Annotated in this window: 12 protein-coding genes; 5 read left to right on the top strand and 7 right to left on the bottom strand. The window is 66.3% G+C overall.

What is annotated here, in order from left to right:
• Positions 1–16: 16 nt before the first annotated feature.
• From FHJ30_RS07100 to FHJ30_RS07075, 6 genes are all read right to left on the bottom strand, one after another.
• Positions 17–988, bottom strand: a complete 972-nt coding sequence (locus FHJ30_RS07100) for a MoxR family ATPase (protein WP_139028599.1) — start codon at positions 986–988, stop codon at positions 17–19.
• Positions 989–1,038: 50 nt separating this feature from the next.
• Positions 1,039–7,164 carry an Ig-like domain-containing protein gene (locus tag FHJ30_RS07095; protein WP_139028598.1) on the bottom strand — a complete coding sequence of 2,042 codons (6,126 nt, stop codon included), beginning with the start codon at positions 7,162–7,164 and terminating at the stop codon, positions 1,039–1,041.
• Positions 7,165–7,481: 317 nt separating this feature from the next.
• Positions 7,482–8,606 carry an adenylate/guanylate cyclase domain-containing protein gene (locus FHJ30_RS07090; protein ID WP_139028597.1) on the bottom strand — a complete coding sequence of 375 codons (1,125 nt, stop codon included), beginning with the start codon at positions 8,604–8,606 and terminating at the stop codon, positions 7,482–7,484.
• Complete coding sequence (locus tag FHJ30_RS07085; RefSeq protein WP_139028596.1) at positions 8,596–9,195, bottom strand: PH domain-containing protein; 600 nt, start codon at positions 9,193–9,195, stop codon at positions 8,596–8,598. Before FHJ30_RS07085 ends, FHJ30_RS07090 begins: the two co-directional genes overlap by 11 nt.
• Positions 9,188–10,096 (bottom strand): biotin--[acetyl-CoA-carboxylase] ligase, encoded by a 909-nt coding sequence (locus tag FHJ30_RS07080; RefSeq protein WP_139028595.1) that lies wholly within the window; start codon positions 10,094–10,096, stop codon positions 9,188–9,190. The genes FHJ30_RS07085 and FHJ30_RS07080 overlap by 8 nt, the downstream gene beginning before the upstream one ends.
• Positions 10,097–10,176: 80 nt before the next feature.
• Positions 10,177–11,064: an NAD(P)-dependent oxidoreductase gene (locus tag FHJ30_RS07075; protein ID WP_139028594.1), complete on the bottom strand. Its 888-nt coding sequence runs from the start codon at positions 11,062–11,064 to the stop codon at positions 10,177–10,179.
• Positions 11,065–11,286: 222 nt separating this feature from the next.
• Between FHJ30_RS07075 and FHJ30_RS07070 the strand changes: the two genes are divergently transcribed.
• The 4 genes from FHJ30_RS07070 (at position 11,287) to FHJ30_RS07055 (ending at position 16,466) form a co-directional block, all read left to right on the top strand.
• Positions 11,287–12,870 carry an acyl-CoA carboxylase subunit beta gene (locus tag FHJ30_RS07070; RefSeq protein WP_139028593.1) on the top strand — a complete coding sequence of 528 codons (1,584 nt, stop codon included), beginning with the start codon at positions 11,287–11,289 and terminating at the stop codon, positions 12,868–12,870.
• Positions 12,867–13,103 carry an acyl-CoA carboxylase subunit epsilon gene (locus FHJ30_RS07065; RefSeq protein ID WP_139028592.1) on the top strand — a complete coding sequence of 79 codons (237 nt, stop codon included), beginning with the start codon at positions 12,867–12,869 and terminating at the stop codon, positions 13,101–13,103. Before FHJ30_RS07070 ends, FHJ30_RS07065 begins: the two co-directional genes overlap by 4 nt.
• Positions 13,104–13,144: 41 nt before the next feature.
• Positions 13,145–14,827 carry a DUF885 domain-containing protein gene (locus tag FHJ30_RS07060; RefSeq protein ID WP_139028591.1) on the top strand — a complete coding sequence of 561 codons (1,683 nt, stop codon included), beginning with the start codon at positions 13,145–13,147 and terminating at the stop codon, positions 14,825–14,827.
• Positions 14,828–15,008: 181 nt separating this feature from the next.
• Positions 15,009–16,466, top strand: coding sequence for a dicarboxylate/amino acid:cation symporter (locus FHJ30_RS07055; RefSeq protein WP_139028590.1), 1,458 nt, complete (start codon positions 15,009–15,011; stop codon positions 16,464–16,466).
• 112 nt (positions 16,467–16,578) lie between these two features.
• Here FHJ30_RS07055 and FHJ30_RS07050 read toward each other — a convergent pair whose 3' ends face one another.
• Positions 16,579–17,145: a hypothetical protein gene (locus FHJ30_RS07050; protein ID WP_139028589.1), complete on the bottom strand. Its 567-nt coding sequence runs from the start codon at positions 17,143–17,145 to the stop codon at positions 16,579–16,581.
• 163 nt (positions 17,146–17,308) lie between these two features.
• On the opposite strand from FHJ30_RS07050, the gene FHJ30_RS07045 reads away from it, so the two are divergent.
• Positions 17,309–18,013: a TetR/AcrR family transcriptional regulator gene (locus FHJ30_RS07045; RefSeq protein ID WP_139028588.1), complete on the top strand. Its 705-nt coding sequence runs from the start codon at positions 17,309–17,311 to the stop codon at positions 18,011–18,013.
• Positions 18,014–18,016: the final 3 nt, after the last annotated feature.

Below are 18,016 nucleotides of genomic sequence, written 5' to 3'. Positions count from 1 at the left end.
GGTCCGTGCCGGACCGTCAGGCGCTGGCGCGCTGCTGGGGAGCTGCGACGTCCGCCAGGATCCGCACCAGGACAGCTTCCGCCGTGGCTCCGGAGAACTCCGCTTCCGGATCCATGACGAACCGGTGGGTCCACACCACGGGGGCAAGTTCCTTGATGTCATCCGGAAGGACGAAGTTCCGCCCCTGCCCGGCCGCCCAGACCTTTGCTGCCCGGACCATGGCCAGGGCCCCGCGCACCGAGACGCCCAGCCGGGTCTCGGGGGCAGTGCGGGTCTCCTCGCAGAGCCGCGAGATGTATTCGAGCACGGCGGTGTCCACATGCACCGTGGCGGCCAGGTCAGCCATGTCGGCGACGGCCTGGGTGGTGATGACGGCGGAGAGTTCCTGGGACCGGTCCTTCAGGTTGGAGCCGCCCAGCAGCCGGACCGTGGAGGCGTGGTCCGGGTAGCCGATGGAGGTCTTGATCAGGAAGCGGTCCAGCTGAGCCTCCGGCAGGCGGTAGGTGCCTGCCTGCTCGATGGGGTTCTGCGTGGCCATCACCATGAACGGGCGTCCGGCCTCGTAGGTGACGCCGTCAACCGTGACCCGGGATTCCTCCATGACCTCCAGCAGCGCCGACTGGGTCTTCGGCGAGGCGCGGTTGATTTCATCGGCCAGGACGATGTTGTTGAAGATAGGGCCCTTGTGGAACTCGAACTTCTGCGTCTTCTGGTCGTAGATGGTCACACCGGTGACGTCCGACGGCAGCAGGTCCGGGGTGAACTGGATGCGGTTGTTGGATCCCTGCACGGTGGCGGCCAGGGCGCGGGCGAGGGAGGTCTTGCCGGTGCCGGGAGCGTCCTCGAAGAGCACATGGCCTTCGGCGAGCATGGCGGTGAAGGTCAGCCGGATGACGTGCTCCTTGCCCAGGACGGCCTGCCCCACATTGGCAACGAGTTTTTCGAAGGTGCCTGCAAACCACGCGGCCTGCTCGGTGGTCATGGTCATGATGTAAGTCCTTTTCAATGTCAGCGGTGTTTTGCAGCGGGGCGGGTTGACTAGCGCTGCGGCATGCCGGGCGGCGGGCCCTGTCCCTCCCGGTTGGTGGTGTCGTGGCGGACGTAGTTGCCGGCGGCGGGGCCGCTGGTCAGGTGGTACCAGATGCCGGTGGGGTTGTTGGACGTCTTGTACCAGACAACGTAAAAGTCCGATTGCGACGGCGTGTTTTCCGGCAGCCACTTGCCCGGGCTCACGCAGCTGGAGGGGTTGCCAGCCCTGAAACTGTCCACGCCGTAACCGGGCTCGGTGCAGCTTCGGACTGGGGTGGCGGTAATGGTCCACGATGTGGGGACGGGAGGCGGCGGTTCCGCGCCACTGCGGGACGTATCGCTGCCGATCCGGCCTGGCTGGCCAGCGCTGATGGCACGCACCCGCAGAGTGTGCGTCTCGCTGTACCCCACGGTCTTGGAGAAACGCCGGTCCTGGGTATCCTGCCAGGCGCCGCCGTCCAGGCTGTACTGGTAACCGGTCACAGCGCGGCCGTTGCCGTCCGGCTGGTTCCACGTCCAGGACACTGTCCTGTCCCCTACGCCGCTGCTGTTGCTGCCCGTAACGTTCGGAGCGAAAGCGAGGCCGTATGGATTGACGGAGTTCGATGCAGGGCTGGCATCACCGGCCGTAGAGCTGCGGGACGACACTGCCCACACCACAACGGCGGTTTCGGTGCCGTTGGCTGCCGCCACAGTGCCGCCACCGGCAGGAATGTTGCCGCTGCCCCCACCCGATGTCAGGCTGTACTTGTACGTAATCTCGTCGGCGGTCGAACCGTTTCGCTGGGCAGCGGTCAATACCGGGAACCGTACGTCGATCTTTCCGCCATTCCCTCCTGTGTCAACCAGTGTGGCAGTCGGCGTGCCCACCATGCCCGGCTTGCCTACGGCCCGGATGGCTGCCGATTGGGCGCTTGTGCCGCTGGTGCCCGCCTTGTTCGTGGCGGACACGGTAAAGCTGTAGTTTGTTTCGGAGTTGTCCACCGTCACGTTCTGCGAGGTGCCGGCCACCTGCTGGGTGGACACCGCGGCTCCGCCGCGGAGGGTGGTCAGGGTGTAGGCCGAGACGGCGTCGCCATTGTTGTTCGGCGCAGTCCAACTCACCTTCAGCTGGCTCTGTGAACCCACTGAACCCGCCTGCGCAGCAGACGGTGCCGCGGGCGTGGCCGGAACTCCAGCCGGCACCTCGGCTGCCGAGTACGGGCTCCATTCGGACGGTTCCTTGGCGTCATTGCGGGCCAGGACCCGCACCTTGTAGGACACACCGTTCTGCAGGCCCTTCCAGACGTAGCTGACGGACGTCAGTCCCTGGATCTGTGCGTTCTGGCCGGCAGGAGGCGGCGAAATTTCCAGGTCGTAGGACTTCACCGGGGAGCCCTTGCTGGCCGGTGCGGTCCAGTTGATGGACAACTCCTTGTCACCGAACTTCAGCGATGGTGCCAACGGGGTATCGGGCTTCACATCCGGACGCACTTCGGCCGACGCAGGCGAGCGGTCCGACTCGCCAAACTCGTTCGTGGCCGTGACCTGGAAGTGGTACTTCGTGTTGTTGGCCAGTCCGTTGAGGGTGCAGGTGTTGGCCGGGCAGTCCTGCCGGAACCCGCCTTCTCCGTACACGGTGTACTTGGTGATCGCCGAGCCGCGGTCTGCCGGCGCCGTCCAGTTCAGCAGCGCCGTCTGGTCGCCAACACTCTGGGCCTGCGGGGTGGTGGGAGTCTGGGGTTTGTCCTTGACGGTGAGCCGGATCCGGGCCGTGGCATTGCGGGAGTCATCGCCCGTCTTGTCGGCCACCGTGTAGGACACCACCATGGTGCCGGTGAAGCCCGGGGCCGGTGTGACCGTTATGGAATCACCGTTTACGTCCACGTTGCCGCTGCCGGTTTCGGCTGCCGCCGCGATAATCTTCAGCGCACTTTCCGGGAAGGGGTTGGCGTCGTTGGCGAGCACGTTGACCGTCACGGGCTTACCGGCGGCAACATTGTCCTGCACGTCGTCGTTGGCCACTGGCTTCGGCCGGTTCGAGGCAGTCACCCTCAGCTGGTAGGTGGCCGTGGCTTCGAGCCCGCGGGGATCCGTAGCTTTGACCTGGACGGCGGCCGTGGTCCCGGCGCCGCTTGAGTCGGCCGCGGAAACCTTGAGGGTCCTGCCGTCGATGCTTGCGTTGAAGCCTGCCGGTGCGCCTCCCACCAGCTCGTACTTCATCTTGTCGACGTCGTCCCGGTCCGGGTCCGCGGTCAGCTTACCCAGGTCGGTGCTGGCGGAGTCGCCCTTCGGCACGTCCAGGTTTGCGCCCAGCAGTTCCGGAGGGTTGTTCTTGTTCGGATCCGGCAGCACCTTGGTGCGGATGCTGAGGGTGGACTTCAGGCCGGCCGGATCGTCCGGGCCGGTTCCGTCGGTCACCTCGAAGGTCAGCGAGCCCGGTCCCACATAGTCCGCGCCGGCGGTGTACTTGAGCCCCGTGCCGTCGCCGGTCACGGGGTTGCTGCCGTCGGCACCAATGAGCTTGATGCGGTCTATCTGGGTGAGCCGCGGCGAGCGGCCCTCCCGGACCTTGACCCACTCATCCAAGCCAACGTCCACGGACTGGCCGGCAACAACCTCCAGCACTTCGTCCTTGGCCAGGGTGGGCACCTGCTGGCCGAGTCCCGGTACCCAGATCACCGCCGTCGACTGCTGTCCGTCCACGTCCTCCACGGTGTAGGGGATGAGCTGGGGCTGCTCTGTGAGGTCCACGATCATGGTGCCGTCTGTCCCTGGCCGGGCGGTGGTGGCTTCGGTGCTGATCTTGAGGTTCTCCCCCACGCCGTCCGGATCCTCATCGTTCTTCAGGACGGGGACGTCAACAGCGGTTTTCCCCATGGTCTGGGCGGACGTCACCCTGTCGTCACGGGCGATGGGCGCCTTGAGCGGAACCTCGTTGTCCGCCACCACACGGATGGCGGCCTGGGCGGAAGCGTCCCGGTCATCGGCGATGGTGTAGCGCACATTGACGGTCCCGGCTTCCGCGGGCGCCAGCAGGATAATGCGGCCGCTGGTTTTGCTCACGGTGGCCTGCAGCGCGGCGTCGGCCTCGATGCCATCGGTGAGGATGCGGATGAGGTCGCCATCGGGATCGGTGTCGTTGCCGGCGGCGTCGACGGCGATCTGGCGGCCCGGGCGGACCCTTACCTCGTCGTCCACGGGGGTGGGCTTCTGGTTGACGTCGCCGCGGGGTGCGATGCCCACGGTGACGGTGCCGGTGTTGACGGCGCCCTGCCGGTCCACCACTTTGTAGCGGAACGTGTCTGTTCCGGCGCCGTCACCGGCAGCGGTGAAGTCGATGAAGTTGCTGCCCACGGTGGCCATGCCCATGGCGGGCGTGCTGTCGATGCCGGTCAGCTGGACGGAGTCGCCGTCGGGATCGATGCCGTCGAGCGGCACCGGAATCCGGACCGTGCCCGCGGCCACGACGCGCGCGGTCAGGTTGCGCGGCTGCGGGCGTGAGTTCTCGGCCCCCTCCAGCGGAAGGATGTGGATGGTCACCGCGGCGGCACTCTTTTGGCCCTGCGGATCCACGGCGTTGTAGATCGCCCGGACGGTCTTGGGCTGCGGTCCGGCAATGAACCGGAGCGTGTTTTCCGAGACGAAGCCCTTGCCGTCCACCGGATCAACACCCTGCGGCAGGACCGGGTCCACAGTGAGTTCCTGGCCCTGCGGGTGGGTGTCGTTCTCGAGCACGGGGATGGTGACGACGTCGTTGACCCGGACGTTCACTTCGTCGGGCTTGGGCTGGGGTGCTTCCAGGACCGCGGGGGCCGGGACGGGCACTACCGAGACGCTGCCGGTGGCCGACTTCTTGCCGTTGGACATGGTGTATTCGAAGAGGATCGGGTCCTTGGTACCCAGGATGTCGGTGATCCGCAGGACGCTGTGGTTGATCACGCTCACCGACGCTGTGGAGTTTTCCGGCAGCTTCACTGACTGCAGCACCAGGACTCCTCCGGAGGGGTCGGAATCATTGGCCAGCGGGTCCACCAGCACGCTTCCGCCGGTCGGCATGAGCGCTACGTCATGGACGGCCACGGGATCGCCGGTTTCATCCCCGGATTCGACGTCGACGCGGATCAGCCCCTGGCTGCTTTGCGGCCCATTGCTGGCAATGTACGTGAGGTAGACCGGACCGGGGGTGGTGCTCCGGAACGTGAAGGTGCCGCCGTCGGTCACGGGCCCCAGCTCTGCCGGGCCGCTGGCTTCCACCTGGGCCAGCCGGAGGGCGCCGCCGTTGGGATCGACGTCGTTCTTGAGGGGCGAGATGACGAGGTCCTGCCCCACCACGGCCGTGACATGGTCGGCATTGACTACCGGTGCGAGGGCTCCGGGGGGCTGGACGTTGACCACCACTTTTCCGGTGACAGTGGTCCGGCCGTCCCAGATGGTCACCTCCACGGCCTTCTTGCCGGCTGTCGCGCCGGAGTCCTGGAAGGTCAGCAGGCCGTCGCGGCGGACCTTGACCTGGTCCTGGTCGTTGTCGGCCTTGGCGTCGAGGAGGACCAGGTCGTCGCCGTCGGGGTCGATCCAGTCCGTGAGGATGTTCTGGCTGACGGTTTTGCCCTGTTCCACGAGCATGGTGGTGTTGTCGCCGCGCTTGAACTGGGGCGGCTTGTTCTCCTCGGGGGCCACCACAGCCAGCGTGACCTGCCCGGTTGCGGAAAGGCCGCGGCCGTCGGAAGCGCTGTAGCTGAACGTTTCCGTCCCGGGCTTCGCGCCGGCCGGAACGGAGACCTGGAAAGCCGTGCCGCCGTAGATGTTCTCAAGGCTGCCGGCCTGGGGTCCGGAATTACCGACGGCGGCAGTCAGGACATCGCCGTCGGGGTCCGAATCGTTGTCCAGGACACTGAGGATGGTAGTGCGGCCAGGCCGCACGCCGACGGCGTCGGGCTTGGTTTCCGGCGGACGGTTGGGCTTGGTGCGGTCCGGCAGGATATTGACGGTGTTGTTGTCCGCGGATTCCTGGTCCTGCTCGTCGGACTCGTTTTTGGGCGGGATGACGTCGTCCCAGTTGTTGACCAGCTGCATGTTCTGGTTCACCAGCCACACATTGCCCGAGTTCACGTCATTCAGGACCACCAGGTCCCGGTTCACCCGAAAAACATACGACGGCGAGGCACTGGCCTTGGGCACGTCCACGTTCTTGTCATCACCGTCATTGACGCAGTCCCGCACATACTTGTTCGCCCCGGACCACGCCGCATGCACGCACCCGCCCAACTGGACGGGGGCCGCCGGCACACCTTCGCCGTCGAACGCCACCGCCTTCGCCGCGGAACCATCCAACGGCTGCTTCAGCAGCGCCTTCTGTGTGGAAACGGCCACAAAGCTGCTGCCCGAACCGCCCTGCTGCAGCTTCGCCTCCCGGGCATTCTCCAGCTGAACGGGTTTCCCGCCCGGCAGGAACAGCGTCCCGGCAGCGGCGTCCAGGACCACGGGTTTGTCCCCCACCACCGTGATCTGGAGATCCCCCGAACCCTTCAGCTCCGCCCAGGTCTCCGACTCGGACAAAACCACCCCGCCACTGGCGTCAACCTCCGTCACCGTCACGGCACCGGACTTGGGGTCCGCGGAATAAATCCGGTCATCATCCCCAACCGCCGAGACAATCCCCTCCGAACCCACCATCACCGGCTCGGACGCTTCCTCGTCAAAACCGTTAATAGTGGACGGAGACACCGCCCACACCTTGCCCGAGGCCGCGTCCGTCACGGAAATGACCTCGGAACCAAAACTGACGTCCGCGGACCCGGGCAGCTGCTTGTCCCCGCCCAGCCGCATGTTCGCCGGTGAGACCTGGTTCAGCGTTGAACCCGTCTCGTCATCAACAAAGACATCACCGGCGTCCTGCAGGATGTCGAACGTTGTGGACGCAGGCGTCACCGCCCCATCAAGGACACGGGAGGGATAATTCAGCCGGCCCACCGCATTCTTGGACTTGGACACCACCCACACGCCGCCGTCGTTCAGCTCCACCTCGGTGGTCTTGAACCCCGGATACAGCACGGCACCGGTGACCAGGACAGCGACGGCGGCACTGAAGGCAGTGCCCGTGACGAGTTTTTTATGGCGCCTTTTCAGCCCCAGCTTCCCCAGCAGAGTTGTCACAGCGTTACTATCCCCCGACTTACCGCTGCCGCAGGCAGCTGACGGGCCAGGGGTGCTACCCGGCCCTTGATTTTTCGCCGCCCCCGGTGGGAGCAACAGAGACCTGACATTGTTGGCACGCCGGGCCCGGGCGCAGGGACCCGGACGAGGCAGCGTTTGTCCGGTGGCAAGCTTACCTACCGGCGCTTCCTGCCGCGATGGGGAGCCCTACCCACACCAGAGGTTCAGCGTTGCCGCCGCACCAACTGTACCGTGATAGACCAACAACTGGATAAACTGTTTGCCCGCGAAGGTCCTCCGCGTGCACGGCGTCCCTGCTAGTCCACCACCAGGCCCTTGCCCAGCCCGCGCCCCAGCCGGACGGGGCGGATTTCGCCGAAGCCGCGGACGTTTTCGGGCGGCTGTGGCTCCAGCACGAAACGTTCATCGTGTTCCAGGGCTGAGGCGGTCATTGAGTCCACCAGCACGGTGCCCGGATCCGCGAGGGTGGTGAGGCGCGCGGCAAGGTTCACGGTGGGACCGTAGATGTCGCCCAGCCTGGACAGGATCCTTCCCCACACCATGGCCACCCGCGCTTCGGGAAGGATTTCGTCTTCCGTGAAGGCCTGCGCCAGGGCCAGTGAGATCTCGGCGCCGGCGGCAGGAGTTTCGGCGATGTAGAGAACTTCGTCGCCGACGGTCTTCACCAGCCGGCCGCCGCCCACGGAAATAATCTCCGCGCACTTGTTTTCGAAGCGCTGGACCAGCCGGGCCAGTGTTTTCTCGTTCATCCGGCGGGACAGGCTGGTGTACGAAACCAGGTCAGCGAAACCTACGGCACGGGCAAGCGGCAGCGGCGCATCGTCTTCGTCGCCCTCCCGGCCCTCTTCGCTGGCCTGCAGGCCTGCTTCGGCCCGGACGGCGAGCCGCTGGACGCCTGCATTGAGCTGGCGCCGCCAAGAGTAGACCAGGATTTCCTCGAGCGCATCCACCAGACCGGGAAGTTCGTTGACCAGGCGCTTGCGGGCTACGGCGTCGGTGACGCCCTGTTCGTGGACCATGTCTTCCACGAGGGCTTCGATCTGCCACACCACCATCCGGTCCGTCATCTGCCCGATGGAACGGGTGATGGAGATGGCGGCCTCCTCGGTCAGCTTCCCCGAGCGGACAAGGTCCACCACTGTGGAGAGTGCCTCCTGGTCGCGTTCGGTGAACGCCACGTCCTCATCGCCGAAGTTGGGGAAACCGAGGGCACGCCACAGTTTGCGCGCGGACAGCAGCGACAACCCGGCTCCGGCGGCGACTTCACGGCGCCGGAGCTTGCGTTCACCGCCCAGCAGCCGGGCCTCAAGGGCCTTCATTGCAAGCCGCTCTGCGGACATCGTGCCGGTGGCGGGGTGGGAATCCATAGCTGGCGGGGCTGTGATGGAGTCCACGCTCTCCTGCTGGTCCTCATCGTTCATCCCGTCCACCTTCTCTCAGCTCCCATGGCAATGCTCCGGCTGGACCATCCATGGTTCCGCCGGCTTGGCCGTCACGTTCGTCGGGCAATTCCTCAATGGCATCAAGGATGAAGTCCCGGAACCTGGCAACCTCCGGCACGTCCTGGAATGTCACCACGCCCTGATACCCGGTTTCCAAGGATATATTCCCGGAACGCAACAGGCGCTGAAGTACCGATTCGTGGACAGTCAGGTTGCGCACCGAAGCAAGGTTCACCTGCTGGTCCCGCCGCCGCAGGATGCCGGAGCGGGCGACAAGCCGCCGGCTGGTGAGCGTGTACCTGGTGCCCTGCCAGCGCAGCAGCCGCGGCAGGCAGTAACCGAGCCAGACCCCCGCCACCGCCAGGACTAAGCCGGCCACCAGCCACGGGGTCCACCGCGGAGCCAGGGCTGGAATGAGCCTTGCCGCTTCCCCGCGCGTGGCCCAGGCGGAAGCGAACGCGGCTAGTGCCGGTGAAAAGATGAAGGCTGCGGCTGCCCCGGCCAGCTTCCTCGGCTGCGGGCGGGTGGTGACAATCACCTGCTCGCCCGGAACGAGGTCTTTACGCATAACCGCCCTGGCCGGAAGCGTCCGGGGAATTCCACGGACGCAGATGCACCACGTCACCGGCCGTCACCACGTGCTCCCTGGACTCCCGGTCCACCACCAGCAGCGATCCGTACTCGTCGAGGCGGGACGCGTGGCCGATGATTTCGTGGTCGCCCGGCAACTGCGCCCGCACCTGCTTGCCGAGGGTGGTCATAACGCCTTCCACGCGCTTATGCAGTGACTGGCCGCCTGCCAGGCCCGCCGCCGGGTCGCCGTCGGCGTTGCAGAAACCGCGGTAGAGCACGGCAAAGTGAAGCAGGTAGCTCTTCAGCAGTTCCGTCCGGTCCGCAGTGCGCGGTGATTCCAGCACCACGGAGGTGGCCGTGGGGACCGGGAGTTCGGCCTCCTGCAGAGTGACGTTCAGGCCGGTTCCCAGGATGACAGGAGGCACGGAGCCGTCCCCCATCGGACCCAGCTGCGCCAGGATTCCCGCGATCTTCTTTCCGCGCACCAGGACGTCGTTGGGCCATTTCAACTCTGCGGGCAGGCCGGCGGTTTCCAGCAGGGTTTCCCGCAGCGCCAGGGCGCCGATGAGGGACAGCCAGGAATAGCTATGGGTGGGAAGCGGCCTTCCTTCGGCGTTCGCCGGCCGCAGGACAACGGAAACGGAGACGGAGCTCAGGGGCGGCGCCTCCCAGCGCCTGTCCAGGCGGCCTCGGGCCGCCGTCTGGTACTCCGCGGTCAGCACGGACATGTCCGGCCACGCCGCAGGCTCCACGGTGACAGACCGGAGGAGATCGGCGTTGGTGGAACCGGTGGAGTCAACCACCTCGAGCCGCGGGATGCCGGCCGCGGACAGAAAGTCCTGGTCCGCGAGGGCCCTCCGGTCCAGTGGCGTGCCGGGGGCATGTGCGTCATCCATAGCTAAACTCTACCGACACCGCCAGGCCCTGGCTGCCCGTTGAGCAGGCCCGCCGGAACCCTGGCGGACGACGGCGGGGGCTACAGGAAAATGTCCGGCACCAGCTGGTCTTCGGGAGCACCAAGGCTGTACGGGCGGAAGTCAGTGACCCCCGCTGCCGTGAGCACCTCTTCATCCGTGTAGAAATTGCCGCTTGGCCGGCCGCCGTCCGTGAGGTTGCAGCCCGTCAGCACGGCATGGGCTGCGTCCGCCATGATCTCCGCTCCCCGGGCCGCCTGGACGATCGTGTCCCCGTGCGGCATGTTCCTGATGGCGGCGGTATCGATGAGGGTGCGCGGCCACAGCGAATTCACCCGGATGCCGTCGGCTTTCAGCTCCTCTGCAAGGCCGAGGGTGGTAAGGCTCATCCCATACTTTGCCATCGTGTAGGCCAGGTGCTTCCCGGCCCACCGGGGATCGAGGTTCAGCGGCGGCGAGAGCGTGAGGATGTGGCCCTGGTCCGAGGCCCGGAGTGCCGGGAGCGCCAGCTTGGACATCAGGAACGTGCCGCGGACATTGATGTCCTGCATGAGGTCGTACTTTTTCATGTCCACGTCATCGGTCCGGGAAAGATCAATGGCGGAAGCGTTGTTGATGACGGCATCGATACCGCCGAACCGCTCCACGGCAGCCGCCACGGCCCGCGCCACGTCGTCGTCATTGCGCACGTCACCCACGAGGGGAAGCGCCTGTCCGCCCGCCTCCACCAGTTCCTGGGCGGCTGTATGGACAGTTCCGGCCAGCTTGGGGTGCGGCTCCCCCGTCTTGGCCATCAGCACGATGTTGGCGCCGTCCCGCGCCGCGCGCAGTGCGATTGCCAGGCCGATCCCCCTGCTCCCGCCGGAGATAAGGATGGTCCTTCCCTGGAGTGAACCGGCAGCCTGGTAGGGTCCGCCGGAGACAGGGGAAGCGTCATTGCTCGAAGTCATGGCACCACTGTAACCCAACTAAGTTACCGGCAAGTAACATCGGGCTGCTGCTGATGGCGGCGCAGAAAATTGTAGGTTCCCTACAGCCGCAGCCGCCGGAAGCGTCACTAGACTTGCCAGCAGGGTTCGCCTTTTGTGTGGAAGCTACTTAATCCACAGCGCCACAGCCCGCAGCATTCACAGCACCACAGAATCAATCTGCTACAGAGCCGGAGACACTTGATGAGCCACGATCTGACAACGACAGCGGGAAAGATCGCCGATTTCCGCGACCGCCAGGCACGTGCAGAACAGCCCTCCGGCCCTGAAGCCATCGAGAAACAGCATGCGCGCGGCAAGAACACCGCCCGCGAGCGCATCGCCCTCCTCCTGGACGAAGACTCCTTCGTCGAGTTCGACGCCCTTGCCGTACACCGCTCCACCGCGTTCGGCATGGAAAAGAAGAAACCGCTCGGCGATGGCCTGGTTTCCGGTTACGGCACCGTGGACGGGCGCCTCGTAGCCGTGTACAGCCAGGATTTCACGGTCTACGGCGGCTCCCTCAGCCAGGTCAACGGCGAAAAGATCGTCAAGGTGCAGGAGTTTGCGCTGCGCAACGGCTGCCCCGTCGTGGGCATCCTGGACGGCGGCGGAGCACGCATCCAGGAAGGCGTTGCGTCCCTGGCCATGTTCGCGGACATCTTCCGCAACAACGTCCATGCCTCCGGCGTGGTCCCCCAGATTTCGCTCATCATGGGCCCGTCGGCCGGCGGCGCCGCGTACTCCCCCGCGCTCACCGACTACGTGGTGATGGTGGACAAGACCTCCCACATGTTCATCACCGGACCGGACGTCATCAAGACGGTCACCGGCGAGGACGTGGACATGGAGACCCTCGGTGGAGCCCGGCAGCACAACGCCACCACGGGCACCTCCACCTACCTGGCCTCCGACGAGGCGGACGCCATCGAGTTCGTCCGCGAGCTGCTGGACTTCCTGCCGTCCAACAACCTTTCGGAGGCGCCCGTCCTGGAGCACACGCAGGAATTGGAGCTCGACGACGACGACCTCGCCCTGGACGCGCTGGTCCCCGATTCCGCCAACCAGCCCTACGACATGCGTACCGTGGTTGAGCAGATCGTGGACGACGGCCACTTCCTGGAGATGCAGGCCCTCTACGCGCCGAACGTGATGATCGGCTACGGCCGGGTGGAGGGCCACACGGTGGGCATCGTCGCCAACCAGCCCCTGCAGTTCGCCGGTACCCTGGACATTGCCGCCTCGGAGAAGGCTGCCCGGTTCGTGCGCCACTGCGACGCGTTCAACATCCCCATCATCACGCTGGTGGACGTTCCCGGCTTCCTGCCCGGCAAGGACCAGGAATTCCAGGGCATCATCCGGCGCGGCGCCAAACTCCTCTACGCCTACGCTGAGGCAACCGTTCCCAAGCTCACCGTGATCACCCGCAAGGCCTACGGCGGAGCCTACATCGTGATGGGTTCGAAGAAACTGGGCGCCGACCTCAACCTGGCCTGGCCCACCGCGCAAATCGGCGTGATGGGCGCCCAGGGCGCCGTTAATATCCTGTACCGACGCGACCTTGCGGCCGTCGCGGAGGCAGGCGGCGACGTCGAGGCACGGCGCGCCGAAGTCATCCGGCAATACGAGGAAGAGCTCCTCAACCCCTACCAGGCAGCGGAGCTCGGCTACGTCGACGCCGTCATCGCCCCGTCCGAGACCCGCCTGCAGATCATCAGGGGCCTGCGTGCCCTGCGCGACAAGCGTGCCAGCCTCCCCGCCAAGAAGCATGGGAACATCCCGCTGTGATCCCCACCCGCCAGCCCGAAGAGATCCAGGCACCCGCCGAACCCCTGCTGTCCGTCGTCAAAGGGCAGCCGACCGCCGAGGAACTGGCGGCGCTGACCGCCGTCGTACTTTCCCTGGGCGGCGCCGAACAGGCGGACGCGGACAAGCCGCCGGTGCGGCACTGGGTCCGCCGCCAGCAGCTCAGGCTGGACCCCACCCCCGGCCCCGGAGCGTGGAAACGAAGCCGCGGCTGAAAAGGACTGATCTTTCGCAGCCGGGCGATTAGTCTCGTGATGTGACTACAGACACTTCTCCTGCCGCCCGCCCGCATACCCGCATCGACGCCGTCGCAGATGACTACACCGAGACGCTCATCAGGCTCAATCCGTCCTTCGCCACCACCCTTGGCGTTCCCGGCCACGAAACCGAATACCAGGACTTCTCCCCCGCCGGCATCGCCGGATTCGCCGAGGCAGCACGGAAGGCCCTGACCGACCTCGAAGGCCTCGAACCGGAGGACGACGTTGACTCCGTCACGCTGGACGCCATGCGGGAGCGGCTGGGCCTGCAGCTGCTGATCCACGCGTCCGGCTGGGATTACGCGGACCTGAACAATATTGCGTCCCCTGCGCAGGACATCCGTGCGATCTTCGACCTCATGCCCACGGAGACGGAGCAGGACTGGCAGCACATTGCCGGCCGCGCCCACAATGTTCCGGGCGCCATCAGCGGCTACACCGAATCCCTGCGGGAGGCGAAGGACGCCGGCCGGGTCGCCGCCGCCCGCCAAGTGAACACCGTCATTGAGCAGGTCACCAAGTACGCCGCAGAGGACGGGTTCTTCGCGAAGCTGGCTGCCGGAGCAGCCACCGCCGCCGGCCCCCTGCCTGCCGCCCTCCAGGAAGAGCTCGACGCCGGTGCTGCCGCCGCCCGCAGCGCCTACGCCGGACTGGCCGGCTTCCTCCGCACAGAGCTGCTCCCCGCCGCGCCCGAGAAGGATGCCGTGGGACGGTCCCGCTACGCCCTGGCCTCCCGCTCCTTCCTCGGGGCCACCGTGGACCTGGAGGAAACCTACGCCTGGGGCGTGGAGGAACTTGACCGGCTTATCGCCCAGCAGGAACAGGTAGCCCACACCATCAAGGCCGGCGCCACGATCGCCGAGGCCAAGGAAATCCTGAACAACGACCCCGCCCGCCAGCTGAAGGGAAAGGAAGCCCTGCGGGAGTGGATGCAGGAACTGTCCGACAAAGCGGTGGCCGAGCTTGCCGGCGTCCATTTCGACATCCCCGACGTGATGAAGAAGCTCGAATGCCTGATCGCCCCCACGGACGAGGGAGGCATCTACTACACCGGCCCGTCCGACGATTTCAGCCGCCCGGGCCGCATGTGGTGGTCCGTCCCCGCCGGCGAGGACACCTTCACCACCTGGGCCGAGACCACCACCGTCTACCATGAGGGCGTCCCCGGCCACCACCTCCAGGTGGCCACCGCCACCTACCGCCGGGAACTGCTGAACAAGTGGCGGCGCAACGTGTGCTGGACCTCCGGCCACGGGGAAGGCTGGGCACTGTACGCCGAGAAGCTGATGCAGGAACTTGGCTACCTGGACGATCCCGGCGACCACATGGGCATGCTGGACATGCAGCGGATGCGCGCCGCCCGCGTCGTGTTCGACATCGGCGTCCACCTTGAACTCGAGGTCCCCGAACGCTGGGGCTCCGGCACCTGGACCGCGGACAAGGGCTACCAATTCCTGAAACAGAACCTGCCCATCAGCGAAGGCCAGCTGAAATTCGAGTTCACCCGCTACCTGGGCTGGCCCGGCCAGGCACCCTCCTACAAGGTAGGCCAGCGCCTCTGGGAACAGATCCGCGCCGAACTCGAGTCCCGGCCCGGCTTCGACCTCAAAGAGTTCCACACAAACGCACTCAATGTCGGCTCTGTCGGACTGGACACCCTCCGGCGGGCACTGCTCTGATATGCCAGCTCCGCGGCCGCTATCTGCGAGACATTAAGCACACCTTGGCCGGGAATAAGTAACATAGCCGGCTGGGACCCTTGGTTTCTCGGGGTTTTTTGGGTCTGCATGAAACTGGAGGCGCGTAATATTTCTCAATGTTCTTTCGACGTGGTATGCGGGGTGGCTTTAGCGTGTTTAGGTGAGCACTCAGACAAGCACCCCATCCCCCGCCGGGAAGACCGGCTTCCAGCTGCCCAAGTGGGCCGGCTCGTTCGGCGTCCAGATCATTGCCGCCCTCATCGTGGGCCTGGGCCTCGGCCTGCTGGCCAAGTACACCGGCAGCACCAAGGCCAGCCCCAACGGCCTTGGCGCCACGCTGCAGACCATCGGCTCCAGCTATGTATCCCTGCTGCAGACCGCCGTCGTACCCCTGATCTTCACCGCGGTTGTCAGCTCCATCTCCAACCTCCGCCAGGTGTCCAACGCCGCGAAGCTGGCCTGGAACACGCTCCTTTGGTTCGCCATGACCTCCCTGATCGCCGTGCTGATCGGCATCGGGCTGGGCGTCCTCCTGCAGCCCGGCGCCAACACGGGCATCACCGGGGAAGCCAAGTACTCCGGCAAGTCCGGTGACTGGTGGGCGTTCCTGGTGGGCCTGTTCCCCAAGAACTTCCTGGGACTGGGCGCCAGCTCCACCGTCGCCGAGTCCGGCGCGGTCACCACCTCCGTCAGCTTCAACGTGCTCCAGATCCTGGTGATTGCCATTGCCGTCGGTGTTGCCGCGCTCAAGGTAGGCAAGGCTGCCGAACCCTTCCTGAACCTGAACGCTTCGGCGCTGGCCGTCATCCAGAAGGTGCTCTGGTGGATCATCCGCATCGCACCCCTCGGCACCGTGGGCCTGATCGGCAACGCCGTGGCGGTGTACGGCTGGGACACCATCGGGTCCCTCGGCAAGTTCACCTTCGCCATCTACGTGGGCCTCGCCCTGGTGCTCTTCGCGGTCTACCCCATCCTGGTCCGCACCCACGGCCTCTCCGTCAAGCAGTACTTCTCCGGCGTGTGGCCCGCCGTGCAGCTGGCCTTCGTTTCCCGCTCCTCCGTGGGAACGCTGCCCCTGACCCAGCGCGTCACCGAACGCAGCCTGGGCGTCCCCCGCGCCTACGCCTCCTTCGCCGTGCCCCTGGGCGCCACCACGAAGATGGACGGCTGCGCGGCCATCTACCCTGCAATCTCGGCGATCTTCGTGGCCCAGTTCTTCGGCATCCAGCTGGACTTCAGCCAGTACCTGCTGATCGCCCTGGTGTCCGTCCTGGGGTCCGCCGCCACCGCCGGAACCACCGGCGCCGTGGTGATGCTCACCCTGACGCTGTCCACGCTGGGACTGCCGCTGGCCGGCGTCGGACTCCTCCTGGCGATCGATCCCATCCTGGACATGGGCCGCACCGCCGTGAACGTGGCGGGCCAGGCACTGGTCCCCACCATCGTGGCCAAGCGCCAGGGCATTCTTGACGAGCAGCTGTACAACGCTCCCCGTAACGGCACGCCCTTCGTGGACGATACTGTCGACGTCGATGCTGCCAAAGCCGGCACCGCTGCCCCTTCCGATGGGACCTCCACGGATACCGCATCGCGTGAACTGGCGGACGCGAAGGCCTAAGGGCCCCCGCCCAGCCAGCGCAACACACAGGGAAGTCCCCGGGAAAAGTTCCCGGGGACTTCCCTGTGTTCGATGCCGTCCTACAGTCAGGCGCCGTCCGGCGGGGCTGGCGTCAGTGACCGCCGCCGCCGATCACGCCGTTCTCCACCGCCTTGGTGACGGCGTCGGCCTCGGCCTGCGTCAGCTTTCCTTCGGTGACGGCCTGGTCCAGCCGGGTCTTGAGGGCGGCAGCCTTCGCAGCCTGCCTCTCGGTGCGGAGCTCCTCCAGCGCGGCGGTGACCTTGGACTCCTCGATGCCCAGCGATTCGGCAAGCGACTTGGCCAGGGCGGCGTCACGTGCGGCGGCGTCCGGCTTCTCCCCCTCCGCCGGCGGGGTGGTGGGCCTGTTGGCTTCGCGGAAGGCCTGGAGCGCCTCCGTCACCTTGGCCTCCTCTACGCCGAGCTTCTCCGCGAGCGCGGAAGCCTGGGCCACGCCCCGCTCGCCGCCCCGGCCGCCGTGCTTGCCCATGCCTCCGCCGGGGGCGGTGCCGGTGCTCCCGTCCGCGGACGCGCTGGAGCTGGCACTGGGTGTGGGAGTGGGGGTTGTGGTGGCGGAGGCCATGCCGGCAACTCCGATACCGGCGCCAAGGGCCAGCGCCGCAGCTGACAGGCCGAGGGTCATCTTCTTTGTGCGTGACATTACTTGTCTCCTGGATCCGCCGTCAGGTGACGGCTGCTGATGATTCGCCCTTTCGGGACAGTTCCAGAATTGGGCACCAAGTCATGGGGAGGCTGTTCGGAACCTTTCATTCTCCTGTGAAAGCAACTTGCCCAGAGTGCAAAGTTGCACGTAGTGTAAATGCGTGACCGTTTCCGCCGATTCCGCCCACCCGGGAACCTCCGTCCCGCCGCCGGCCGCACTGTCCCGCCGCGAGCTGAACAAGGCGGCCACCCGCCAGGCCATTACCGACGCCGCACTGGGCCTCCTGCGCAGCGCGGGTCCCGGCAACTTCACGGTGGAGGACATCGCGGACGCCGCCGGAATCTCCCGCCGGACCTTCTTCAACTACTTCGGCAGCACCGATGCCGCGCTGGCTTCCATCACGCACGGCTTCCTGGACACCGCCATCCAGCAGTTCAAACTCCGGCCCGCGGAGGAGCCCGTCCTGAAGTCGGCGCAGGAGGCACTGATGGCCCTGGCGGACCCCATGACCGTGGCCCCGCTGGCCGAACTCTTTACCCTGACCCAGCAGAGCACACTCATGTCCCACTCCGAACTTGAAGCCTGGGACCATTGCCGGGAACAGATCACCGCAGTGGCCCGCAGCCGGGCTGCCGCAACACCGGACGCCGGGAATGAGCTGTACCTCCGGGCCTTTGCCGGTTCCGTCATCTCCTGCGGCAAGGCGGCAATGGAGGTCTGGTTTGCCCGCCGCGGCGCGGACCTCTCGCCGGCCTCCCTTGCCGAACTGCGGCAGCTGCTGATCGACGCCATGGCGCTGCTTGGCTCCGGCTTCACCACGGGCACCACCCCTGCCCCCGCACCTTCAGCCTCCCGTTCCTCCTGATCA

Source organism: Arthrobacter sp. BB-1, from assembly GCF_006151685.1.
In the GTDB taxonomy this organism is placed as follows: Bacteria; Actinomycetota; Actinomycetes; order Actinomycetales; family Micrococcaceae; genus Arthrobacter.
Note: the sequence above shows the minus strand (reverse complement) of the source record. Positions and strands in the feature narration are given on the sequence as shown.

What these genes read in the sequence shown, in the direction of transcription:
- FHJ30_RS07050 (WP_139028589.1), bottom strand. Translation starts at nt 17,145, where the DNA reads ATGTCACGCACAAAGAAGATGACCCTCGGCCTGTCAGCTGCGGCGCTG.
- FHJ30_RS07075 (WP_139028594.1), bottom strand. Translation starts at nt 11,064, where the DNA reads ATGACTTCGAGCAATGACGCTTCCCCTGTCTCCGGCGGACCCTACCAG.
- FHJ30_RS07070 (WP_139028593.1), top strand. Translation starts at nt 11,287, where the DNA reads ATGAGCCACGATCTGACAACGACAGCGGGAAAGATCGCCGATTTCCGC.
- FHJ30_RS07085 (WP_139028596.1), bottom strand. Translation starts at nt 9,195, where the DNA reads ATGCGTAAAGACCTCGTTCCGGGCGAGCAGGTGATTGTCACCACCCGC.
- FHJ30_RS07080 (WP_139028595.1), bottom strand. Translation starts at nt 10,096, where the DNA reads ATGGATGACGCACATGCCCCCGGCACGCCACTGGACCGGAGGGCCCTC.
- FHJ30_RS07100 (WP_139028599.1), bottom strand. Translation starts at nt 988, where the DNA reads ATGACCATGACCACCGAGCAGGCCGCGTGGTTTGCAGGCACCTTCGAA.
- FHJ30_RS07090 (WP_139028597.1), bottom strand. Translation starts at nt 8,606, where the DNA reads ATGAACGATGAGGACCAGCAGGAGAGCGTGGACTCCATCACAGCCCCG.